At 32.7% G+C, this 24513-nt stretch carries 22 protein-coding genes; 7 read left to right on the forward strand and 15 right to left on the reverse strand.

Annotation, left to right across the window (positions count from 1 at the left end):
* The first annotated feature begins 155 nt into the window (after nucleotides 1-155).
* On the forward strand, nucleotides 156-317 hold the full coding sequence (locus ACE01P_RS18020) for a DUF1328 family protein (RefSeq protein WP_008467744.1): 162 nt from the start codon (nucleotides 156-158) through the stop codon (nucleotides 315-317).
* A 198-nt stretch (nucleotides 318-515) separates the two neighbouring features.
* On the opposite strand, the gene ACE01P_RS18025 is transcribed toward ACE01P_RS18020, so the two are convergent.
* The 11 genes from ACE01P_RS18025 to ACE01P_RS18075 form a co-directional block, all read right to left on the reverse strand.
* Nucleotides 516-983, reverse strand: a complete 468-nt coding sequence (locus ACE01P_RS18025; RefSeq protein WP_379700283.1) for a DUF1440 domain-containing protein — start codon at nucleotides 981-983, stop codon at nucleotides 516-518.
* A gap of 27 nt (nucleotides 984-1010) precedes the next feature.
* Nucleotides 1011-1520, reverse strand: a complete 510-nt coding sequence (locus tag ACE01P_RS18030) for a DinB family protein (RefSeq protein ID WP_379700285.1) — start codon at nucleotides 1518-1520, stop codon at nucleotides 1011-1013.
* 181 nt (nucleotides 1521-1701) lie between these two features.
* Nucleotides 1702-1911: a hypothetical protein gene (locus ACE01P_RS18035; protein WP_379700287.1), complete on the reverse strand. Its 210-nt coding sequence runs from the start codon at nucleotides 1909-1911 to the stop codon at nucleotides 1702-1704.
* A gap of 13 nt (nucleotides 1912-1924) precedes the next feature.
* Nucleotides 1925-2305 carry a DoxX family protein gene (locus tag ACE01P_RS18040; protein WP_379700289.1) on the reverse strand — a complete coding sequence of 127 codons (381 nt, stop codon included), beginning with the start codon at nucleotides 2303-2305 and terminating at the stop codon, nucleotides 1925-1927.
* A 263-nt stretch (nucleotides 2306-2568) separates the two neighbouring features.
* Nucleotides 2569-3297, reverse strand: coding sequence for a GNAT family N-acetyltransferase (locus ACE01P_RS18045; protein WP_379700291.1), 729 nt, complete (start codon nucleotides 3295-3297; stop codon nucleotides 2569-2571).
* 74 nt (nucleotides 3298-3371) lie between these two features.
* The gene (locus ACE01P_RS18050) at nucleotides 3372-3977 is read right to left on the reverse strand and encodes a Crp/Fnr family transcriptional regulator (protein ID WP_379700293.1); all 606 of its coding nucleotides are present in this window, start codon (nucleotides 3975-3977) and stop codon (nucleotides 3372-3374) included.
* 234 nt (nucleotides 3978-4211) lie between these two features.
* Nucleotides 4212-4667 (reverse strand): hypothetical protein, encoded by a 456-nt coding sequence (locus tag ACE01P_RS18055; protein WP_379700295.1) that lies wholly within the window; start codon nucleotides 4665-4667, stop codon nucleotides 4212-4214.
* A 345-nt stretch (nucleotides 4668-5012) separates the two neighbouring features.
* On the reverse strand, nucleotides 5013-6431 hold the full coding sequence (locus ACE01P_RS18060; RefSeq protein ID WP_379700296.1) for a TolC family protein: 1419 nt from the start codon (nucleotides 6429-6431) through the stop codon (nucleotides 5013-5015).
* Between the two features lie 311 nt (nucleotides 6432-6742).
* Complete coding sequence (locus ACE01P_RS18065) at nucleotides 6743-9907, reverse strand: efflux RND transporter permease subunit (protein ID WP_379700298.1); 3165 nt, start codon at nucleotides 9905-9907, stop codon at nucleotides 6743-6745.
* A 12-nt stretch (nucleotides 9908-9919) separates the two neighbouring features.
* The gene (locus ACE01P_RS18070) at nucleotides 9920-11137 is read right to left on the reverse strand and encodes an efflux RND transporter periplasmic adaptor subunit (RefSeq protein WP_379700300.1); all 1218 of its coding nucleotides are present in this window, start codon (nucleotides 11135-11137) and stop codon (nucleotides 9920-9922) included.
* A 247-nt stretch (nucleotides 11138-11384) separates the two neighbouring features.
* Nucleotides 11385-11978: a TetR/AcrR family transcriptional regulator gene (locus ACE01P_RS18075; protein WP_379700302.1), complete on the reverse strand. Its 594-nt coding sequence runs from the start codon at nucleotides 11976-11978 to the stop codon at nucleotides 11385-11387.
* Nucleotides 11979-12639: 661 nt separating this feature from the next.
* Between ACE01P_RS18075 and ACE01P_RS18080 the strand changes: the two genes are divergently transcribed.
* Together ACE01P_RS18080 and ACE01P_RS18085 are read left to right on the forward strand one after the other, a co-directional pair.
* Entirely contained in the window at nucleotides 12640-13077 is a 438-nt protein-coding gene (locus ACE01P_RS18080) for a cupin domain-containing protein (protein ID WP_379700304.1), read from the forward strand.
* Between the two features lie 54 nt (nucleotides 13078-13131).
* Nucleotides 13132-13575, forward strand: coding sequence for a DUF1877 family protein (locus ACE01P_RS18085; RefSeq protein ID WP_379700306.1), 444 nt, complete (start codon nucleotides 13132-13134; stop codon nucleotides 13573-13575).
* Between the two features lie 158 nt (nucleotides 13576-13733).
* Here ACE01P_RS18085 and ACE01P_RS18090 read toward each other — a convergent pair whose 3' ends face one another.
* The gene (locus ACE01P_RS18090) at nucleotides 13734-16715 is read right to left on the reverse strand and encodes an ELWxxDGT repeat protein (RefSeq protein WP_379700308.1); all 2982 of its coding nucleotides are present in this window, start codon (nucleotides 16713-16715) and stop codon (nucleotides 13734-13736) included.
* Between the two features lie 368 nt (nucleotides 16716-17083).
* Between ACE01P_RS18090 and ACE01P_RS18095 the strand changes: the two genes are divergently transcribed.
* The 4 genes from ACE01P_RS18095 to ACE01P_RS18110 all read left to right on the forward strand — a co-directional run bounded on the left by ACE01P_RS18095 (nucleotide 17084) and on the right by ACE01P_RS18110 (nucleotide 21426).
* Entirely contained in the window at nucleotides 17084-17317 is a 234-nt protein-coding gene (locus tag ACE01P_RS18095) for a hypothetical protein (protein ID WP_379700309.1), read from the forward strand.
* A gap of 338 nt (nucleotides 17318-17655) precedes the next feature.
* Nucleotides 17656-18426 carry a hypothetical protein gene (locus ACE01P_RS18100; RefSeq protein WP_379700311.1) on the forward strand — a complete coding sequence of 257 codons (771 nt, stop codon included), beginning with the start codon at nucleotides 17656-17658 and terminating at the stop codon, nucleotides 18424-18426.
* 4 nt (nucleotides 18427-18430) lie between these two features.
* A complete protein-coding gene (locus ACE01P_RS18105; protein WP_379700313.1) occupies nucleotides 18431-21055 on the forward strand; it encodes a hypothetical protein in 2625 nt (874 codons plus the stop codon).
* 137 nt (nucleotides 21056-21192) lie between these two features.
* Nucleotides 21193-21426 carry a hypothetical protein gene (locus ACE01P_RS18110; RefSeq protein WP_379700314.1) on the forward strand — a complete coding sequence of 78 codons (234 nt, stop codon included), beginning with the start codon at nucleotides 21193-21195 and terminating at the stop codon, nucleotides 21424-21426.
* Between the two features lie 81 nt (nucleotides 21427-21507).
* Here the strand turns inward: ACE01P_RS18110 and ACE01P_RS18115 are convergent, their stop codons facing one another.
* The 3 genes from ACE01P_RS18115 to ACE01P_RS18125 form a co-directional block, all read right to left on the reverse strand.
* Nucleotides 21508-22194 (reverse strand): hypothetical protein, encoded by a 687-nt coding sequence (locus ACE01P_RS18115; protein WP_379700316.1) that lies wholly within the window; start codon nucleotides 22192-22194, stop codon nucleotides 21508-21510.
* Between the two features lie 99 nt (nucleotides 22195-22293).
* Entirely contained in the window at nucleotides 22294-23112 is an 819-nt protein-coding gene (locus ACE01P_RS18120; RefSeq protein ID WP_379700318.1) for a hypothetical protein, read from the reverse strand.
* A gap of 306 nt (nucleotides 23113-23418) precedes the next feature.
* A partial coding sequence (locus ACE01P_RS18125; protein ID WP_379700319.1) for an efflux RND transporter periplasmic adaptor subunit occupies nucleotides 23419-24513 on the reverse strand: 1095 nt, incomplete at its 5' end.

A 24513-nucleotide genomic window follows, 5' to 3' on the forward strand; every position in this document is an offset into this window, starting at 1 on the left:
TAGTGAAAGTGGCGTGTACTCTGGCTTTGCTTTAGTTTTATTGGGATAATAATTAAGCGTATAGAGTTAACAAGATTTGTAGGAATAAAAGAACTTTGAAATAGACAAAAAGGGCTTATAAAACAGTCATATTAAGAACTTAAAAAATCAATATTATGTTACGTTGGACAGTTATATTTATAATTCTTGCTATCATAGCCGGAATTTTTGGTTTTGGCGGAATTGCCGCTGGAGCCGCAAGCATCGCAAAAGTTTTATTCTTTATCTTTTTAGTACTGTTTATTATTTCATTAATTACAGGACGAAGAAAAGTTTAGTTTTTAAGGTTCAAAGGCTCAGAGGGACAAAGGTTCAAAGTTTTGCCTTTGCAACTTTGTAACTTTACTTCAATAAAATTAAGAGCTAAAGTTTAGTTTTTTTATAAAGGTTCAGAGGAGCAAAGGTTCAAAGTTTAAAGTAGGCTAAAAACCTTTGCACCTTTGCACCTTTGAGCCTTTGTTGCTTTGCACCTTATCTCAATACCACTTTGCATAATATTTTCTAGTTATAAAAGCAATCGGAATCCCGACACAGCAAATTACAATGAGAATAGAAAGCAAAAGCGGAAAATCTAAATTCTTCTCTGGTAAAACTGGAAATACAATCGGCAGAACCACAAGATTCATTATTACCCAAATAAAGAAACCATACGAGACACCCGACAAAAGAGTGTTTATTTTGAAAAAAGGGATATAAGGGAAAATCTTAAAATAAAACCAAGCAAAAATAAACGCAATTAAGAAATGAAGCCCCAAACCCGCAAGAGTCATTTCTGTTCCGCCTGTGTAGGCTTCTTTTTTGAAAATGCCACTTGCAATAGATTGTAAAATTTTTTCGGCTGTTGTTTTATGAAGTATCCCTGCATAAATCAAAATAGCAGCAGTTATGTCTAATGTTCCTGCAACTAAACCAGATGAAACAATGGTTCTAACTTTTGATCTCATAAAATTAATTTTGAGTTAAATACTGATCTATTGTTTTTTAATATGTTCGTAAATCGATTTTAGCTGATGTGTATGTCTCTGCGTATGTACAATTGCAAAATGAAGCCATTCGTAAATCGTGAAATAGTCAAATCCTGGTACTTTAGCATCTGTGCATGTTAGCGTTAAATCGTAAGTTTCTGCAGCTTCAAATAAATCATTTTGTATTTTTTTGACAGAAGCTAGCAGTGTGCTTTTTTCATATTCAATATCAGGAGGTTTTATGTTTTCGGGCGATTGGTATTTGGTAGTGAAGTCTAAAAATATAGCGTCAAGAGATTTTACGTTTTCGTCGGGTTTTCTGGTTGTTTTTTCTGTTTTTCCTGCAAAAAGTTTAGTCAACCCAAAGCAGGCCAGAATAATATGCTGTGTGGTTTGTCCAGCAGTCCAGCTCCCTTCAAACGGAACAATATTGATTTCTTCTTTAGAAAAAGAGGAAACTAAATCGTGCAATTTACTGTAGGTTTCCAGTATGGTATTTTGAATAGCGCTTTTCATTTTTTTTAATTTTAGAAATACAAAATTCAACAGTTCATGTTTACCGATTGGTTTAATAAAAAACCTCAGTGTAATATCTGTGAAATTAAATTTATAGAATTAGGGGAAATGATACTCTTTCAAATATACGATAAAAAACATTAAAATATTATAAATCAAGTATTTGTGGAGTGTTAATTTTTTAAGGAAGCGCTTCGCAGAAGTAACCGTGCGAATTTAAAATGTCGATAATTGTTGTATTCGAAAAGGTGGGCGCATGAATACGAAGAATTTTGTCGCAATCTTCTAAGTCGAAGTTAATCGAGCTGTTGGGATAATGCTCAAGAAGCCTCTCAATGATTATCGAACATTGAGATTCTTCTTGAACATTTGTTTTAAAAACTTCAATCATAAAGTTTTGATTTTTAGAGCGTTATATTTTTATAACGGTGTATTCTATGATATGTTACATACGATACAATTAAAACGGCTAAAACGATTAAAGGGAAGAAACCTTGAAAACCAATTCCGTCAACAGCAAAGTGGCTTATTGAAGCAAATATAAAATCGAAAGCAAATCCTGCATAAGCCCATTCTTTAATGCGTCCTGGCACTTTCGGAATAATTAAAGCTAAAACTCCAAGAATTTTAAATACAACTAATGCATTTCCAAAATATTCAGGATATCCTAGATGTTTGATTCCTTCTTTAGCCAATTCGGTTTGAGAAGTTAAAGCTGGCATTACGCCTTCAAATAAAAAAATAAGAATTGTAGTAGTCCAAAAAATAATTTTTGTTGTCTTCATTGGGTATTTGTTTAAAAGGTTATTAGTTAATGTATTACAAATCTAATAATGTTTTCCTTTTAATGAAATACACATTTGCGACTATTTTAGGGGCATTTTGGACAATGTGAATTATGAGTTATGAGTTATGAATGTTAAAGCGCAGTTTAACGATTGTCATTGCGAGGTACGAAGCAATCACACTTTGTTAATCAAACTTGGCTGTTGTTGGTGCGGTTGCTTCGTTCCTCGCAATGACATAAAATGAGGATAATTGGAATTTATTACAAAAAGTAATTCGTAATCAAAAACAAATCTTCAAAACCTAATCTTGTATAAATGCCTTTTCCTGAAGGAGAGGCTTGCAAATGAGCATATTCAGCGCCAGCATCAATCGCTTCGTTGATGGCAAACTTCATGATTTCTTCGGCGAAACCTTTTTTGCGCATTTCTGGAATTACGCCAACACCGTGAATTCCCATAACGTTTCCAGTTTGAAAAAGAGTAAGCGTTCCTATTGGTTTTTCGTCTAAATGAACCAAATAAAAGTTGACATTCTCGTAATTATGAACCAGCGTTTCTTTGCTGATTATATAACTAAAAGATAATGGATAAATATCTGACCAGGTTTTAGCATCTTCTTCATTTAAAACTCTTTTGAAAGTAAGGTCGTGTTGAAGAGGAAATTTATCTCCCAGTTTTAAAGCCATTGCCATCAGTTGAATTCGTATTTTGAATTCATTTTTATCGAAGATTTCTTTTGAATTGCTTCCAAAAATATCCCAATACGGAATGATCAAACCTGGATTTTGGTCTATAATCTCAAGAATCTGTGGCAGATCTTCTTCTGTTATATCTTCTCGAAACCATAATCGGTTAGGCCAGCCTGAATTTTTTATTTGGCTGAATTGAAATGGATCGTTTTTATGGTAAGAAAGGAGAGGAGTGGCAACAGTTTTCCAAAGTGTGGTAAGGTTGTCAATATTGTCTTTTATAAGATCTGTATTTTTCATTTTTTCGGAAATCGATTTTAAATCTGGCACAAAGATAAAATTAGATTTCCTGAAAAGCCTTTACATATGTTGATTTACAAATCTTTTTCTAGACTTTTTCTAATTCGGCTTAACTGCGTTGGTGTAATCCCCAAATGCGATGCAATATGCAATAACGGAATACGATCTGCAATATCTGGATGTTTCTCCAAAAGCGTGACATATCTTTCGGTTGCATTCTGCATAACGAGTGCGACTTCTCTTTGTTCTTTTTCGATAATCCAATGCCTTTCTAAGTGAGCGATATAGAAGTTTTTAAGATCGTCATTTTCATTAATTGCCTCGATATATTTTTTATAATTGATGTTGATTACAATAGAATCTTCCAAAGCTTCAATTGTAAAATTAGAAGGCGTTTGAAGCATCAATGAAACTTTAGAACCTGCAAGATAATTTTCAAGAAAAAGGTTTTTATTATAGAAATTTCCCTCTTCGTCTGTTATAAAAGCCCTTAAAGCTCCTTTTGCAATAAAGTGAAGATTTTTAGCGACTTCACCATTTCGCAATAATGCTTCTCCTTTTTTAAGAGTTTGAAAACTGGTAATGTTTTCAATCAGTTTCCATGATTTTTCAGAAATAGGGTAATAACTTCCAATAGTTTGTTTTAGATTGTTGAGATATGTTTCTTTATCGAAAGTCATTTTTTTTTGGAATTTGCCACGAAGGCGCTAAGACGCAAAGTTTTTTGTTGCCACGAATTTCACGAATTTCCGTGAATTATTTTTCGAATAAAATGAAAATTAGTGAAAATTTGTGTAATTAGTGGCAGTCATAAAAAAATCTTCGTGCCTTAGCGTCTTCGTGGCAAAAGAAAAAACCGCTAAAAAAACTCTAAGCTTTCTAGCGGTTTCTCAAAAAAATATTATTTATTAGCATTAATCAGCGTAGTGATAAATGCTTCTTTTAACCGTATTGTTTATTTTTTCTAGTGATACTTCAGTAACACCGCCTTCATAATTCATTGAAATCGCTACTTTATCTTTAGAAATTTCATAATCAATAGAAATTAATCCATCTTTATTTACTTCAACAGATTTTTTTTCAGTTGGAAGTGTTGGCAAATAATACTCAGCTTCATCAACTTCTTTATTTTTAATGATATCTAAATAAGCCTGATTAATGTCTGTATCTTTTAGGATACATTCTCTTCCAGATCCCATTTCAACTTCTATATCCTTGCAATCTTCTTCTTTTTCTGGAGTTTTTTCTTCTTTGATTGCAGTAACAGTATCAGCAGGAGTTTTAGCTGATTCTAATTCTTTCTCAGTATTGTTTTGTTTGCAATTTGTAAATAGTAAAGCTAAGAGCGCTAAACATGCTATTTTTTTCATTAGTTTAAATGTTAAATTATTATTGTGGCGTAAAGGTTAGAAACGTTAGGTTTTCTTTGTCAAAAGTAAGAAAATAAGTTTTAGTTTGTTATTTAAACGAAAGAGAAATCGCACTAGAAATTTTACAAAGATTTGTCTTCCTGAGCGCATCCTTCGATTTTGCTCAGTAAGACATAAAATGATAAAAAAATCCACTTAATCAGCAAAATCTGCGAGAGGCTTAAAAAAAAACTTCGTGTCTTAGCTCCTTTGTCGCAAATTGAAATAAAGCAAAAAACGCCATGAAACCAAAAGGTTCCACAGCGTTTTCATCTCAAAAAATAAATAATTAACGGGTAACGGGTATTATTTCCAGCCTCCGCCTAGAGCGCGATACAAATCTGTATTGGCTGTGAGTTGTTGTCTTTTAAGATCAGCTAATTCTAATTCGCTTTGCAAAAGATTCGCTTGAGCAGTTAAAACTTCAAGATATTCTGCTAATCCGTTTTTGAATAACAAGTTTGAATTTTTAATTGCTTGCTGTAATGTTTTTACTTTTTCTTTTAAGAACGTTTCTTGTTGCTGTAATTTCTCCACTTTTACTAAAGCATCTGAAACTTCGCTTACCGCTACTAAAACTGATTGTCTAAACGCTAAAACCGCTTTTTCTCTTTCCGCGACAGCGATATTATATTGCGTTCTAACTCTTTTGTTGTTCAAGATTGGTTGAGTTAAACCTCCCGCAACAGTTCCGAATAGAGAAGCTGGAATAGTAAACCAGCTGCTCGTTTCGAAAGAGTTCAAACCGCCTTGAGCCGTAATTCTAAGAGCTGGGTATAAATCCGCTTTTGTGATACCGACATTTGCGTTTGCTACTTTAAGTGCCAATTCAGCGCTTTTTACGTCTGGTCTTCTGCTTACTAATGAAGACGGAATTCCAATGGCTGGATTGTTTTTAATTTCAATTGAATTTAAAAGAATCGTTCTTTGTTTTGAATTCGGGAATGAACCTGTCAAAACACTTAAAGCATTTTCTTGAATAGCAATGTTTTGTTCCAATAACGGAATCAATTGCTCTGAGTTTAATTTTTGTGCTTCAGATTGTTGAATTGCTAAAGTTGTTACTTGACCAGCATCGTATTTTAATTTGATAATATTCGTTGTGCTGTCATTTAATCTTAGGTTTTGCTGAGCGATTTTCAATTGAGCATCCAACATCAAAAGATTGTAATATCCTCTAGAAACATTCGCAACAATATTAGTCTGCAAAGCTTTTTTTACTTCAGCAGATTGAAGATATCCTGCGTAAGCTCCTTTCTTTTGGTTTCTGATCTTTCCCCAAATATCAGCCTCCCAAGAAAGCGAAGCTCCAGCAGAATAATCATCAATATGTTTAGCGCCTAAAGCCTGATTCAAGTTCATTCCTGTAAAACTATTGTCAGAAGGATTACTTGTACTAGCATTTACAAATAAATTAACCTGAGGAACATTTCCCCATTTAGATTGTGTGAATCTGTATTGCGCAATTTCGATGTTTTTCTGTGCAATAAGCAGATCGTTATTTCTAGCAACCGCGCTGTCGATTAACGTAACAATATCTTTTTCTGTAAAGAAATTTTTCCACTCAATATCGGCAATACTTGTTGTATCACTCGAAGTCGATGCATTCCTGAAATTTTCAGGAAATGCATCTTTAGGAGTTTCAATATCCTTTGAGACTTTACAGGATATTATGGTCGTGATCAGAATGGCGAAGGTCACGATTTTGGTTATATAATTTTTCATTGTCTTTTTATTAGATTTCTATACCCTCTGGCTTTGGGTGTAATTTTTTCAACACATAGAAACATAGTTTTTGTAAGCTTAAAAAGGCGTTTCACTAGTTTAAATGCACATAGTTTAGTCTATGTGTTGAAACTAGTTTCTTTTACTTTCTTTTTTGAGGTAAAAAATCTATGTTTCTATGTGTTAAACATTTTTTAAATCTCTGTACAAGTATCTTTTCTAGTTTCAAGATCTTTCGAGATTCTGTATGATATATATCCGATGCCAAATATGATGGCAACAAGGATTGTAGTTATATAGTTTTCCATATTTTATTTTTCTTCGTTGTGAATAACAGCGATTGGTTTTCCGCTGAATTTTTCTTGTAAATGTTGGAAGACGATGAATAAAACCGGAATAATAAATAATCCTAAGATTACTCCCGAAATCATTCCACCCGCAGCTCCAATACTAATAGAGTGATTTCCTTGAGCTGATGGTCCTTTGGCGCTCATCATCGGCACTAAACCAACAATAAAGGCAAGAGACGTCATGATAATTGGTCGCAGACGTAATTTTGCTGCGCTAATTGAAGCTGCAATTAAACCTTGTCCAGATTTTCGTCTCTGCGATGCAAATTCCACAATCAGAATGGCATTTTTAGCGAGAAGTCCAATCAGCATGACAAGTGCAACCTGAACGTAAATGTTGTTTTCGATTCCTGTTAAACCGATAGCCACAAATACTCCAAAAATACCTGCAGGAATTGATAAAATAACCGCTAGGGGAAGGATATAACTCTCATACTGTGCAGCAAGTAGGAAATAAATGAATATCAAACACAGTAAGAAAATTGTAGCCGACTGCCCTCCAGAAGAAATCTCCTCACGCGTTTGGCCCGAGAATTCAAACCCGTAACCTGCAGGCAATTGTTGTTTTGCTACTTCTTCAATTGCTTTAATGGCGTCTCCAGAACTAAATCCAGGTTTTGGAATAGCATTAATAGAAATTGAGTTAAACAAATTATATCTAGAAGCGGTTTCAGAACCATAAATACGAGTTAGTTTTACTAAAGTATTTATCGGCACCATTTCGCCAGTTTTGTTTTTAACGAATACACGGTCAATTGCTGTTGGATCTGCTCTGTCGGCAATATCAGCTTGAACAACCACACGGTAATATTTACCAAATCGGTTGAAGTCTGATGCCTGCGCACTACCAAAATAAGCCTGCATTGTTTGTAAAATGTCTTTTACATTTACACCTAATTGATTCGCTTTTTCGTCGTTGATATCCAATTGTAATTGAGGATAATCAGCTTTGAAACTTGTAAAGGCAACTGCAATTTCAGGACGTTTCATTAATTCGCCAATGAAATTTTGAGAAATACCACTGAACTTGTCCAGTTTTCCTCCAGTTTTATCTTGAAGAACTAAATCCAAAGCCTCAACGTTACTAAATCCAGGAACAGTTGGGAAGCTGAATACGAAGAAACTTCCTCCAGAAATCTCGCCCAGTTTACCGCGAACCTGATTCATGATTTCGTCAATATTTTTAAGAGAACCACGCTCTTCATTTGGTTTCAGTAAGACGAAAACTACTGCCGAAGATGGGCTTGTTGAATTTGTCAATAGGTTGAAACCAGAAACTGCTGTTACAAATCGTGAAGACTCTAAACCTCTTAAAGTATTTTCAGCTTCAGTCATTACTTTTTGAGTTCCGTCAAGAGATGTTCCAGAAGGCGTATTTACCGAGATTGCGATAAATCCTTGGTCTTCTGTCGGAATAAATCCAGATGGAGTAGTTTTAACCATTAACACAGTTGCTAATGTAATTAAAGCCAAACCTCCTAAACTCAACCATTTTCTTCTGATTAAGAATTTAAGTCCGCCAACGTAACGATTCGTAAGCGATTCAAAACTGCTGTTGAAAGCTGTAAAGAACTTTTCTTTAAATCCTTTTTTCTTATGAGAAGCTTCGTGACCGTGAGCTCCGTGATTGTCTTTTAAGAACAAAGCAGCAAGAGCTGGACTCAACGTTAAGGCATTAACAGCCGAAATTACAATTGCAATTGCCATCGTAAAGGCAAACTGACGATAGAAAACTCCTGTTGAGCCTTCCATAAAACCAACCGGCAGGAATACAGCAGCCATTACCAGCGTAATCGAGATAATAGCACCCGTTATTTCGTGCATTGCTTCATGGGTTGCGATTTTTGGAGACAAACGTTTGTGTTCCATTTTCGCATGGACGGCTTCGACGACTACAATCGCGTCATCTACCACAATACCAATCGCTAATATTAAAGCGAAGAGTGTTAGAAGATTGATCGAGAATCCGAATAACTGCATGAAGAAGAACGTTCCTAAAATTGCTACAGGTACAGCAATAGCCGGAATTAATGTTGATCTAAAATCTTGCAGGAAGATAAATACCACGATGAATACTAAAATAAAAGCTTCAACTAAGGTATGTTCAACCTGTTCGATTGATTGGTCTAGAGATACTTTTGTACTATAGAAAATATTGTGTTTAATGCCTGTTGGAAAATCTTTAGAAGCTTTTTCCATCATTTTATTAATTGCAATCTGAATATCATTAGAGTTTGATCCAGCTAACTGAATAACTCCAATTACGATTCCTTTTTTACCATTTAAACGAGTTAAACTGGTATAAGAGTAAGCACCTAATTCTACTCTTGCAACATCTTTTAAACGAAGAACTGAACCATCAGGATTAGAACGAATTGCAATATTTTGGTAATCTTCTGGTTTGGTTAGTTTTCCTTTGTATTTAATTACATATTCAAAAACTTCCGTACTTCTTTCACCAAATTTACCTGGCGCAGCTTCCAAACTTTTGTCTTGAATCGCTGCCATAACTTCGCTTGGCGTTACTTTGTAAGTAGACATCTGCGTTGGGTTTAACCAAACACGCATAGAATAATCTTTTACACCACCAAAAATACTGGCAGAACCTACACCAGGAATACGTTTCAATTCCGGTATAATATTAATCTGAGCGTAGTTAGCAATAAAAGTCTGATCGTATTTTGCTTCATCTTCGGTATACATACCAATCGCCATGATGAAACTGTTTTGCTGTTTAGCCGTAATAATACCTTGCTGAACAACCTCGGCAGGAAGCTGGCTTGTTGCTTGTGCCACACGGTTTTGTACGTTTACCGCAGCTTGATCGGCATTTGTTCCTAATTTAAAGAAAACAGTAATAGCCAAAGAACCGTCGTTACTGGCAGTAGAACTCATATAAGTCATGTTTTCCACACCATTTATAGACTCTTCTAGAGAAGGCGCAACAGAACGTAAAACCGTTTCTGCGTTAGCTCCAGGATATACCGCCGTTACCAAAACCGATGGAGGCGCAATATCAGGAAACTGTTGTAAGGGCAGTTTAGTTAAACCAAGTACACCCAGAATCACCAATAAAATGGAGATAACAGTTGCCAGTACTGGTCTTTGTATAAATATTTTGAACATTATTTCTTTTGATTATTTTTTGTTAGTTACTTCGGCAACTTTAGTTGTTTTTTCAGGCTGAATCGCTTGTCCGTCCTGAAGTTTGTCAATACCGCTTAACACGATTTGGTCACCAGATTTTACGCCGTCTTTAATTAAATAATTTGCACCGCTTTTCCCTACAACAGTGATTGGCATTTTAGTTACTTTGTTGTCTTTTCCAACTGTGAAAACAAATACTTTGTCTTGCATTTCTACAGTAGCAGCTTGTGGAACTAAAATTGCATCGTCGTGGTTTAATCCTAAACGGATTCTTCCCGTGTTTCCAGAACGTAAAATTCCGTTAGCATTTGGGAAAGTAGCTCTAATCGTGATCGCACCTGTAGTTTTATCAAACTGACCGTCAACCATATCGATTTTTCCTGTTTTTGGGTAAGCGCTGTTATCAGCTAAAATCAAAGTAACAGGAGGTAATTTTTTGATTTTATCGCCTAATGAACTTCCAGCGTATTGCTCTTTAAAGTTGATGAAATCTGTTTCACCCAAAGAGAAATAAGCAAATACTTCGTGAACATCAGATAAAGTCGTTAAAGCCTCAACATCAGTTGCAGAAACTAAACTTCCTTGTTTTTTAGGCAATCTTCCAATGTATCCGCTTACTGGCGCAGTAACATTTGTATATCCTAAATTAATTTTAGCAGAACCTACCATTGCTTTTGCTTGCTCGATATTTGCAGCTGCAATTTTTTGAGTTGCTTTAGCCGTTTTCAACTGATAATCAGAAACTACTTTGTTCTGAACTAGCGGAGTCAATTTATCAACTTCTAAATTAGCGTTGATTAAAGCCGCTTCAGCCGCATGAAGACTTGCTAAAGCATTGTTTAACTGCTCGCGAAACGGACGCTCATTGATTTTGAATAACGTTTGTCCTTTATTTACGTAAGCACCTTCGTCAACAAAAATTCTGTCAAGGTTTCCGCTCACTTGTGGGCGTATTTCAACATCAACAGTTCCTTGTATAGAAGCAGGATATTCAGAGTCAGTAATTGTATTTGCACTTGTAATAGCCAAAACTGGTAAAACCGGTGGAGGTGGAGCAGTAGGAGCCTGATTTTTATCTCCACAACTGCTTAAAACTAATGCCAGAATAAAACTGGTTATAATTACATTTTTCATTTTCATTTTGGTTTTAATTGGTTGAACATTTTCTCGGGTAAAAATTGTTGGAATTCTAGAATTCTCGGGATTCATATTTAATTGAATTAAATTATCTAACGTTGTTAAGTAAATGAGCACAAACTTCTATACTTTAATCATTTTCAACTGTGTCCTTAAATCGGTATTAAATTATCTAACGTCGTTAAGTAAAAGTCTAAAAAAAGAGTTTTATTACCTCGATTAAATTTTCTAACAGTGTTAAGTGAAGGTTATAAAAAAAAGGATTCTATATTATCCGATTAAATCATTTTACACCGTTAAGTAAAAATTGAAAAAAATATTATTGTATTGATTTGATGATACCGCCAATGGCATCCTTCAAAATTTGGGCATTAATTGTTTCTAAAATGTCACTTTTGTTAATGATATTGATGGCGATTAAACCATGAATAACAGAAAAGAAAGTGAAGTACTTTTGTTTTATAATATCTTGACTCGGATTGCTGTCTTTCATTACTTCAGCAATCACTTCAGTAAATAATTTGTAAGGTCCCTCTTGAGCCGAACATCGTTGTGCACAGCACGTCATTTGAACACCAAACATTAGCTGATACATTTCAGTATTAGTAAAAGCGAAGTCCCAGTAAGTCATCCACATGGCTTCCAATTGATCTTCGGGTTTTTCAAACTTATCTATTGCAGTTTGCAACTCTTTAGTCAGTTTGATAAAACCTTTGCCAGTCAGTTCTTCTAAAATTGCTTCTTTATTCGAGAAATATTCATAAATAATAGGAGCAGTATATTCGATTCTGTCGGCAATTTTACGCATACTCAAACCATTCCAGCCTTCTTCTTTTACGATATCATAAGCAGCGCCAAGAATATTATTTCTTGTCTCTTCTTTTTGTCTTAAAATTCGATCTTTGCTAGCCATTTTATTCGAGTATTAAATCGTTTAACACTGTTAGGCAAATGTATGGCGGTTTTTCGAATTATAAAATGTTTTTGTCATAATATTTTCTTATCGTACAATAAGCAATTTTAAAAATACTCGTGAAGTGCTGATTTTATTAGACTTTTGATTTCTGAAATATTTTTCAGGAGCAGCAAATTTTCATTTTTCAAGAACATTTGTCCCGCTCTACATTATATCTTTTATGGTGAACCCCACCATAAAAGGATACCATTTCGATCGGGGCTAGGCGAGAGGTTGTATTTTTCATAAGAACTTTGACAAAATTTCAAACTTTGAGAAAGTTTTACGACGAACAGTTTTTATAAAAGAAATCAACCCATAATTACCCTCAGTTTGTCATTTCGAGGAACGAGGAATCATGACAAAAATAAGAATTTAAGCATAAAGTTTTGTCATTTCGACGAAGGAGAAATCTCCGCGAGAAACTCTACAAAGATTGGCGATATTCTGTGCGGAGCTACTTGTGGAGATTTGCTTCGCCTGTTAGCTATCGCTCGGGTCTCCTTCGTCGAAATGACAAGATTGTGGAAGGAGATTGTGGAAAAAATACGCTTGAAATCGTAAAACCACGAATATAACAACTTGTATTCAATTTTTTCGTAACATTACAACAAAAACAATGAACACGCTAACTACCATTAAAACCACATTTGCTCTTTTACTTTTCCAACAAATAACTTTTGCTCAGGAAACCAAAAAAGAAACCACTGTACCACAATACACAATCGAAAACTGTGTCAATCATTTTGAATTGGACAAAGCTAAGCAAACAAAAGTAGGCTACCAATATTGGTTTGCGGATAAAGATTTTACTCAGGAAAACACTTTAAAAATGAGTATTGTCGAACCAGGAAAATCGACACACGCGCCACACCATCATCCTGAAGAAGAATTCTTTTATGTTCTAGAAGGTTCGGCTTCTTTTTTCTTAGATGGAAAAACCGTTGTTGTCGGCCCAAATACAAGTTTATATTGCCCACCAAATGCAGAACACGGAATAAGCAACGCTGGAAATACCAATTTGAAATATTTGGTTATTAAAAAGGATTTGAGGTAAATTATTTTTTGAGTAATTGAAGAAACAAATAAAAATTATTAATTATAAAGAATTATGGCTTTAACAGGTTCGTTATACAAACTTTCAGATGAAGAGTTAAAAAATCAAAGAACAAATGAATTCTCGGAATTAGAATTCTTAAAAGAAACAGCAGATTTAAGTTATTACGCGATTGATTTACTAGAAATATTAAATAAGTTTTCAGAACTTGGTAGAACGGCAGTAGGAAAGATTATTCAAGGGGATAATTCATTTTCTTCTGATGATTGTTATATCGGTTATTCAAATTCTGAAGAAGTAAAAGAAATTAAAGAAATGATATTGGACAAAATAACAAATGAAAATTTTATTGAATTTTGGGAAATGGGAGAGAAAGAAAATTATCCACATACAAGACCTCAAGAGAAAGTTGCTATTATAAATTATTTTGAAAACATTAAAGAAGTTTATGAAATGGCGGTAAATCAAAACGAGGCATTAATTTTTAGAATAGGATAAAAATTGAAAAAGGACAAGACAAAACTCTTCTTACTAGATTAATAAACTTTAAATGCTTATTTGAGTGAGGGTTAGAGTTATAAATGAAAAACCTCGATTTTTTTAAGATCGAGGTTTTAGATTATTTTTATTCAAAATTATTAACAATGAACAAATATTTAATTAACTATTAACTTGATGTTATCTGTTTTTCCATTAGATAAAGTGGCTTTAATGAAGTAAATACCATTATTTAATTTATTAAGATCATATTTTAATTTTTGATTTTGATCCTTATTCATTCGTTCATCAATTTTTTGTCCCAATAAATTATATAATTCAAATTTGGTTATCTGATTATTAATAGATTCTATTGTAACAAATTTACTCGCTGGATTTGGGTAAACTTTTATTTCTTTTTGATTTTCCTTTTCTGAAAGGTCATAATCAGGAATACCCAATGAGCCTAAATTTACTTTGGCAGCGTACAGTTCACTTCCACTTATGTCATTTCTTCCATTGAAATATAATGTATTACTTGTTGCTCCCAATTCTTGAATTGACTCATATCCTTCAAAATTTTTATTATTTTGTATAGTAACGCTTAACTGCTCAGGAAGATTCATATTATCGTTAATCATCCATACTTTTTTAGGGAACAATTCTGCTAAGTAAAATAGATTATCTTTATAACAACTTAAATTTCGTATAGATGAAAAATCTTGAGTTCCGGGACCAGCTACTTTTTCTGTAATTTGGTTATTAGTTCTCCACAATTCTTTTGATGTCCCATAAAAATCTTCTACAACAAAATAAACATAACTTCCGCAAGGATAAAGTACTTCTATGTCAAGGTCTGGCATTGTGGGATGATTTGCAGCATCAAATACTAGTTTTGTTCCTTCTACAGTTCCATCAGTTTTATATAATGATTTTCTAAAGCTGATTGGGTTTTTAGCAACAAAATATAGCTCATTACCGAAAGTAGTAGTATATCTAATGTCACTGTCTATGTTATCTCCAAAGGTTTTTATATGTTTTGTTCCAGAAGAGGTTCCGTCAGATACCCATAAATCATGTGGTCCATAAGTTGTTCCTGAAGTTTCAGCAATAATTAGTAATTTATTATTGGCCACTTTAAGAACTCGCATATCATTTAAAGATATAATTTTGCTAGTACCAGATGGAGTACCATTAGTTTGCCATAGAGAGGTTCCTGTATTATCATTGGCAATGAAATAAGTGTTATTATTTAACGAAACAAATTCTCTTGCGTAACTACCAGAATTATACCCGCCAGGATTGATATCTTTTACCATGAAAGTTCCAGCCTCTGTTCCGTCGCTTTTCCATAATTCAAAGCCATTTACGCCATTATCAGCATTGAAATATAAATCATTGTTTATAACAGTAAATTCTTGTTTGTCATTATGAGTTCTAAAGCTGCCGTAATTACCAGGATTTATATCTTTTACTAATACAGTTCCGTTTTCTGTTCCGTCACTTTTCCAAAGCTCGTATCCATGCACACCATCATTTCCACTAAAAAATAAGGTACCATTTATAGTTCTCATATCAGAAAGGTTATCAATGGTTTCATAACCTGGCTGTATATCTTTAACTAGTTTTGTACCTTCAATAGTACCATCACTTTTAAATAATTGAGAGCCATAATTTGTTCCTCTTGCTCTAAAAAATAGGTTTCCATCTACGTCTGTAAATTTATCTGGATAACTGGCCTTTGTATGGTTAAGATCTGCAAATATTGATGTGCCTTCTTTTGTTCCATCTGTTTGCCATAATTCAGTTCCATGTTTTTCATTTGTACCTGTAAAAATGGTTTTGTTGTCGATAGTAATAAAATTATCAGGATATCCATAGGAATGGCTTGATTTTACATCGGCAAGTTCGAACGTGCCATTTGAAGTGCCATCACTAACCCAAATTGTTTGTATACCAGCGCTATTAGTCTTATTTGTAAAAAATAAGAGTTTATTGTTTATTTTATCATTATAGTATTTGTTTATAGATAAAGATAAATCACCGTTATTGATGTCTTTTAATAAAGCAGTGCCATTTGCTGTTCCGTCAGTTTTCCATATTTCATATCCGTATATATTATCACTTGCAAGAAAGTATACTTCATTATTAAACGCAATATATTTAGTATTGTAATTAATGCTGCTGTCTCTAGTACCATTAATGTCTTTGATTATAAATGTCCCAGCTTCAGTTCCATCGCTTTTCCATATTTCGTTACCATTGATTCCATCATTTGCTTCAAAAATGATATTATCGTTTAGGACACAACCATTTAAAGAGTATGCGCTGGAATTATAACCGCTTAGAATATCTTTTACCATGACAGTTCCTGATTCTGATCCGTCACTTTTCCAGAGTTCATAGCCTTTTGATCCATCATTTGCAAAAAAGAAAAAGGTATTGTTTACAATAAAAAATGGATTCTCATTAGTTGGAGAAGGATTGATACTAATGTTTTTTAACATTTTTGTTCCCGCTTCAGTTCCATCACTTTTCCATAATTTAAAGTTTGTACCATCATTTGCTGTAAAATATAAATTGTCATTAAAAACAAACAATGAAGTTGGACTTCCGTTTCCATTTGGGTTTATATCTTTTACCATATAAGTTCCAGCTTCTGTACCATCACTAGTCCATAACTCATACCCATTTACACCATTATCTGCAGTAAAGTATAATTTACCTTTAAATTCTAATAACCCCGAAGGACCATTATAATCGCCTTTTTCATTCGGATTTATATCTTTGACCAATATAGTTCCCGCTTCTGTTCCGTCACTTTTCCACAGTTCGTTACCGTGTAAAGCATCATAGGCTATAAAGTAAAGGGTGTTGTTTATATTGACTAAGTATTTTGGATTTGAAGAAGTGCCTCCAGGTAAAATGTCTTTAATTAAATAAGTACCTTCCTTTGTGCCGTTTGAATACCATAATTCTCTTCCATAATTTTTGTAATACCCATCTGTAGCCGTAAAACAGAATCCAGATTTAAAAGGCGTTAGGTCTTGAGGGTAACTATCTTCTTGAAAGTTCAATTCTATAAAAGTAGCATCGATATTTTGAGCTACTCCAGAATTAAAAAAAGCAAAAAAAATAAAAAGAATAAAGTTGTATTTCATTTGGTCTGGGATATTTAGTAGTGATGAATATAGTTTTTGTAAAAAAATATTTGTCAAATATATTTAATTTTCAAAATAAAAAACATTTCCAAACAATAATAGTCTAAGGTGCTTTCAGAATAAATAATTACAATTAAAATTACCAAAATATAGATTTAGTATATTTGTTAAAGAACATAAAGGAGCTGTAAGAAAAAGAATACAAAAATAAAGAATTTTCCTATATTTGCAGTTCTTAAATCTTCACATTAAGAACGCATCAAAATTTGCCCTTGTGCTATGTAGTAAAGCTCCGAAAGGACTTTGACGCCGTGAAGAAGCGTAAGACTGCTAAGGCACGAGGGTTTTTTTCTTAAATTCTTCACTTTATGAAAACAAACACCCTTTCCAAAGAAGCCGAAACAAGGCTGATTGATTTCTTTAACCATATTATCGATCCCGAAGATATGGCTAAAATCTTAAGACAAGTAAACTGCATTTTAGCCCTCGGCGTAATGCGACAACACGAAACCCTCCAAATCGGACTAACAAACTTCGAAGACAATTATTATTGGGTCAATGAATTGGCGGAGATTTTGAATCCTTATTTGAGAGAGGAGTAAGATTTATAAAATGGAAAAACCTCGATTTTGGAATCGAGGTTTTTGTAATATGTTTATTACCGTACGGGTACGGATTGCAAGTCTGCTATCAGGTAGTAGCTTCGATTTAAACGCTACGATTTACTCCTTTATAATATAAGCAATTAATCTTTACAAACTAGCGTCATTTGGGAGAATTCTTCGAAATAGTAAGAAAATTTATGTTTTTTTTAAGATAAAATGTTAAAATTGTTATTTTTTTATTAATTTTATTCCTGTTAACATTAACTGTAATAAATGATAGTTTGTTTATAATTTCAATATTGGCAATGATATAACTAACCTTAATCAATTAAATTATGCGTAAAATTCATCTGTATGTTAATATGCTTTTTCTATCACTATGTGTTTCTTTTAGTTCTTGTCAAAATGATAACTATTTAGAGCCTGAAGTAATCCCTAAAAAATACTCTTACATTATTCCCAACAGAATTAGCTTTGATTTTTCACAACAATCAAAAAACAGTAACTCTATTATTCCTTATAATAATAGTTTGATTTTAAGAAACATAGGTGATTCTAATATTTCAGGAGAATTTATTGTACTAGCATTTGATAGCAATGAAAAAAACTATAATAATCTCTCATTTATTAAGAGAGATGATATTTTAAGTTTAGGCAAAAATAAAAGCCTGGCCGACATTCAAATGGAGCAAACAAACCTGCTATTTTCAGACGAAAATGTTGTCGCGTCGATCTTAAATTTTAATGATGCTATTTCTGATCACAAACTAAACGGATTTTATAAAGGGGAACTGAATATTTACACTGATGACAATGAATTTTTAAAAAACCTTATCTGTACAGGGTACATAGATTATCAAGGAAAATTTATGTTTTTTGTTGAAGAAGATGATGAGGATAATATAGTGGTTTTAGAAGGAAATATTAACACAGGAAATTGGATTTCGGGTAAAATTCTGAAAAGAGATGGCACCAATTTATCTCCAATAGTAAATATTACCACTGACCTTTTAAATTTAAATGGAACAAACTTATCTGGTAAAGTGTCAATCACTGAAGAAAGTAATGATCGCATACTACAATTTAATCTAACTCACCAAAACTGATTTTATGAAACTAAAACTACACCTTCTTTTTCTATTTATAGTATTTGGTTTACATGCCCAAAAACAAATACAGCCCTATAATTATTCTGTTACAGATCCAGATAAGGATAAAACAGAAACGATTATGATTTATGCTGCCGCTAGTTCAGTAAATAATTTAACATTTACATTAAAAAACGCTAAAGATGAGGTCTTGATTAACAACGAGGATAAGGAAATAAGTTTCCAGGTATTCCCTTTTAGCGAAGTTTCTTTTGGAAAACATCTTACAGATGCAATTACCAGCATAAAAGATAATGATATTGAAAACACCTATGGCATTATAAAAGAGCGTGTCACGAATTTAAAAGAGAGCCCCACGTCTCAAAAACAGAAAATTGCAGTTCAGGATGTCAGAAACATTTATCAGTTTTTTAACGCATTAGTCATTACTGCTTTTGCGTATGATACAGAACCTGTTGCAGGTGTTTTAAAGTATTCTTTAAACACTACAATTGATAAAAAAAATATTGAAGGACAAGATGCTGATGTTTATTTTACTAAACGTGCAAAAGATTTGAGGGATATTATTTTTGAAAGTAAAGAAAACAAGAATAAAGGAACAAATGATAGTGCAGCAAAGAAAGAAAAAGAAAAGAAGCCTGAAGGAGCAAATGATAGTATAAAAGAGAAAAAAGAATTTATTGATGAAATAGTCAATAATTCTGAATATAAAAAAATATTTGATGAGTTTTATGAAAATACCAAAGGTCCTAATACCTATAAAGCTAGAGTAAAGTTCAAACATTATGCAGTAAAAAAATTAAAAGAGCTTTATAATGTATATCAAATTCAAGGATATTGTGACGATCACTTTTTATTGGATTACATATTTTATAAAAAATGCATTTTGTCGCTTGAAGAGGTTAATAAAAATAAAAAGACATTAATTGATACAAATATAAAAAAAATAGGGACTATAGATAGAAAAATGGATTCAATAGCCAAACTTTATAATGATCTTTTCTTTGAACACAATATCTTAACGGAGAATCACAAAAAAGCAAAAAATAGAGAAGCTGAATTAAAGAAACGAAAAATTGCAATAGATAAATCTAATAAAAAAAAGCCAACAATTGAATTAAAGAATGAAAGTGAAGCATTACAGAATTCAATCATTATGGTGAATGATTCCATCAAATATTACGAGAGAAGATTAGATAATTATAATAAATTTATTCCAGTTGATCCGTCAAATACAAAAAAGGAAAAAGAGAGTCTTAATGTGGAAATAACTGAATCAAGGGTCATAATCAATGCAAATGAAGGTGAGATAAAAATTGTTCAAAATTGTATAGATGATTTAATATCAGAACATAGATTAAAAATCAAGAAACTACCATTATGGAATTTTGAAGTAGAGACTATTGAGATGGATATCAACGATGGTTTTATAGAACACATAACAGCAGTGGGAAGAGTAAAACTTCCATTTATTGATGAAAGTCTGATTAGATCTTTCAATGGCAAAAACACTGAGTACAATGATATTAAAGAAATGCTAGAAAATTTCTATAAGGAACGCATCGTGAAAGAGATTTTCAACAATATTATAGGCAAAGAATTAAAATTTGAAAATGAATTTCCAATAGGGTTTAGCTCAAAGTCAGATTTTGCCGATTTACATAAATATACTTTATACGCTTTTGAAGGGGCTGAAAAAATATTCTCTTTGCCTGTAACAAATGTCATAACACAATATGTTCAACGACATCAAAATGACCGTTTAGATTTTAGCCCAAAAGATCAAGTGGTGAGTTTACCATCAGACGATTTTGCCAGAAGCAATGCTGTTGAGTTGAAAAAAGAAACCTCGTCAAAAATATTAAATGTTAATATCTATAGTGATTTTTTAGGCTTGAAGGAAGGAAATCCGAACGGATTGTTGCAATTTGAAGTTGAAAAAAATATTCCACTTTGGACAAAAAGAATGATATTGGGGGTAGGAAGAAGTTCTAATTTTGGTCTCGTTAATTATATCAATTTTAATCTAACCTGGGCCAAAATAGGTGATGAAAACAGGCAATTACAGGTCAAATATGCAGATCGTTATGTGAATAATGAGTACCATCCCGATAGATATGTCACTTTTTTAGACATGATTAAGTATGAAAACGCTTCGGTAGGTGCTGACTTGAATATAGCTTCCTTCGATTTTCCCTTACTCAAAGCACGTATTGAGTTGAATGCTGGTATACATTATGGAAGAGTAAATGTAGTAGATACATTGGCAACCGATGTAACCAAGCGATTTGATAAAAACGTTAATATAATAAGAGCATATCCAGATTTTATTTTAAGAATTAGACCCGAAGAACGTTTTGGTGCTTATTTGAGATACAGACCTTTTAATACCATTGTGCCTAATAATGAAGAGTTTTATACTGTAAGTTCAGAAAAAGAATTTGTAGAAAACCAAAAGCTTACATCAAATTGGTTGCATCGTTTTGAACTGGGTACTTACTATGCACCTTCGCCAAAAGGGGATAATAAATTTTTCTTTAGGTATCGTTATACAAATACATCTGATTGGGAAACGAATGGATATGGTGAATTTCAAGTGGGCTATTTAGTATATCTTAAGTTTTAATGTCTGAGATAGAGTAAAAACGTCTATTAAATTACAACGCTAGCCTTGCTATGTAGTAAAGCTCCGAAAGGACTTTGACGCCGTGAAGAAGCGTAAGACTGCTAAGGCGCAAGGGTTTTTCTTAAATTCTTCACTTTATGAAAACAAACACCCTTTCCAAAGAAGCCGAAACAAGGCTGATTGATTTTTTTAACCATATTATCGATCCCGAAGATATGGCTAAAATCTTAAGACAAGTAAACTGCATTTTAGCCCTCGGCGTAATGCGACAACACGAAGCCCTCCAAATTGGACTAACAAACTTCGAAGACAATTATTATTGGCTCAATGAATTGGCGGAAATTTTGAATCCTTATTTGAGTGAGGAGTAAGGTTTATAAAATGGAAAAACCTCGATTTTTTGGAATCGAGGTTTTATAATTATTTCTATGAATTAGAAGAAAGAATATTCATTATATTTCATCAAGTTCCTGCCTCATCAAAGCAATTAATTCATCATTATATTTTTTAACAAGCTTTCCAGATTCTTCTAGTTTAATCTGATTTTCTTGCATTTTTTGTTGATCATTATTAAGCATAAGTGTTGGTAAATCATTCATAGTCTTATTACTTTGTTCCATTACCCTTTCAAAAGCAAGATTTAACATATCTAATTTCCTAATAACTTTATCACTTGCCGTCATCCTAATTGTATTAGTTTGTTGTTTAATTTTCATTAGGTCTTGACTGCCTTCAAAAGTAAACTTTTGAATTTCAGTGCTAAATTTTGTAATTGCTTTTGTCTGAGTTTCTTGATCTGGAGCATTTAAATAATTTGTTGAAAATTCCTCTAATAAAGGCGTTAATCTTTCATTGACTTTAATGGAATTATCTTTAGTAAATTGATCTAAAAGTTGAAAAAATGAAACATATTGATCTCTCTTGCTCTCATATTTATATTTTCTTTTCGCGATATCTAATTGATGTTCTTTTTTTAGTTCTTCTAATTCTTTGCTGTATTTGGATTTTATTTTTTCTGTTTGATCGACTAATCTTTTATTTTCAGATTTTAAAGCCTTGATTTTTGCTTTCTCTTGAACATAAGTTTTTACAAATAAAATTAATAAAGTAATAATACCTCCGACTAAATATATTTCCATTGTTTTGATTAATATTAGATATGATATTTATATTAAGTTTTGGTAATCATTGAAATAGATAAGTTTTCAATTGAAATATTTTAAATTATTAAGATATTTCTAACCAATTTTCGTATTTAATTCATTCATTGTGTAATGAACAAAATTTTGCCCTAAACTAGTAAGAACATATTGTTCTTGGTCATCAAAAGCAGATTTTAAATTTCCTGATGATGGAGTTTTTGTTCTCTTTTGCTTTACAAAATTTCCGTAATAATCAGTTGGCCTATATTGACGAATTACTCCTCCTGTACTTAAATCTCTAATTAACATTTTAAATAAATCCGCCTCCATAGAATCTTCTCTGACATAAGTTCCATTTAATTCTTGCCATATTTCACTTCTGGTAGCACTTTGGTTCTGGTAAATTACCTTTATAACTGAAAAATGAATTTCATGATAAAGATTTAACCAATCTAAGAAAAGTCTAATTATGTCATCATCAACAATTTTTTGCCCTCCGGCATTTGTAATTAATTTTCTTATTAATTCTCGCTTTTCAAAGGTATCGGCATTGTCCCAAGTTCTAAAAGATTTACGCACGATTTGTAAATATTCTTCACTTTCAAGTCTTTCATTAATATCTTCTGAGAATTCATTTAGTTTTTTTACAACTTCATATAGGGTTTCTCCAAGTAATCTCATTTTATTTTGATGTTCTTCTAGCCATTTTTCGTAAAGTAGATTATTTTTAGATTGATCATCAAAATGCAAATCTGTCAATATACTTAAAAAACCGCCAACCCAAGGAATTCCACCCAATGCAGCACCAAAAAATTTTGAAAAAATGCGATCTCGTTCACTTCCAGGTTTTGCTTTTAATTCCTTTTTAATTTTTTCTTCAATAGAAGTGTCGGTAATTTTAAGTTCGTTTTTCATTTACTAAATACTTGAAAATTTGTCTTTAAATTTACATATAACTTCAATTGAAATGATTTTAATTTATTAACATAAAAATGTTTATTGATCTATAATCAGATTTTTTTTTGCTAGGAGAGAAAAAAGATGGTTAGTATTATATTCACAGCATTTAAAAATAGATTAATCGAAATTCACTTTGTTTTAAAACAAAAAAAAAACAGTCCCTCCAAAAAAGAGGAACTGTCCTAAGGCAAATTTTAGATTTGCACTCCGAAGAATGCGTACAGTAATTGGTAATCTACTAAAAAGAAGACTAAACGCAGGTTATTCGTTTATGATATCGCCTTCTTTAGTTTCTTCGCTGGCGATTTTTACCAGTTTATCTTGCGGGTTTAAGTCACCGAAAATTTCGATTTTATCTTCGATTTCTCTTCCTTTTTTAATGTCAACTCTTGTTGCTTTGCGGTTTACAACTTTAACAACGTATAAACCTTCAGCAGAATTCACCACAGCCGATTTCGGAACTACATACGTACTGTCTTTCGCGTTAAGCGGTAAAAGAACTTCGGCAACCATTCCAGGCAATAAATTTCCTTTGGTGTTGTGAACATCCATTTCAACTCTTTCAGAACGAAGTTTCAAATCTAAAGCGCCAGACATTCTGGTAATTTTAGCTGAGAAAGTATCTGGTAACGATTTTACATTAAAGCTCATTTCGTCTCCTGCATGCAAATATCCTGTGTACAATTCTGGAACAGAAACCGCCAAACGTAATTTAGATTGCTCTTGAATCGTTAATAAAGGCAAATCTGAACCTTTTCCTGCTGGACCAACAAATGTTCCTAAATTCACATTTCTTGCTGCTACAACGCCATCAAATGGAGCACGGATTTCTAAGTAACCTCTCATAATCGAGATTTCTTTATGAGCAGCAATTGCAGCTTGGTATTGTGCGTAATCAGAATTTTTCTTTCCGTTCGCCATTTCTAAATCGTTTTTAGAAATTGTTCCTTCAACTTTGCTTGTTTCGTACAAACGGTTGTAGGTGCTTTTGCTGGTTGCGTAAATCGCTTCCATAGATTTCAATCTAGATTCAGCCGCCGCAACTTGTGAACTGATTTCTGGCGCTTCTAAAACAATTAAAAGTTGTCCTTTTTTCACTTTAGTTCCAATATCAACTTTTAAAGTTTTTACGAAACTGCTCACTTTTGCATACAAATCAACTTGTTGGAAACCTGTTAATTCAGCTGGTAAACGCAATTCTGTAGTAAGTTTTTCTTTCGATAAAAGGAAAGTTTCAACTTTAGGTTCGATTTCTACTTTCGCAGTTTCTTCTTTTTTCTTTTCGCAACCGCTTAATACAACTAATGCTGTAAATAATAATGCAGATGATTTTATAATGTTACTTTTCATTTTTTG

This window comes from Flavobacterium sp. HJSW_4 (assembly GCF_042436695.1).
Lineage (GTDB): Bacteria > Bacteroidota > Bacteroidia > Flavobacteriales > Flavobacteriaceae > Flavobacterium.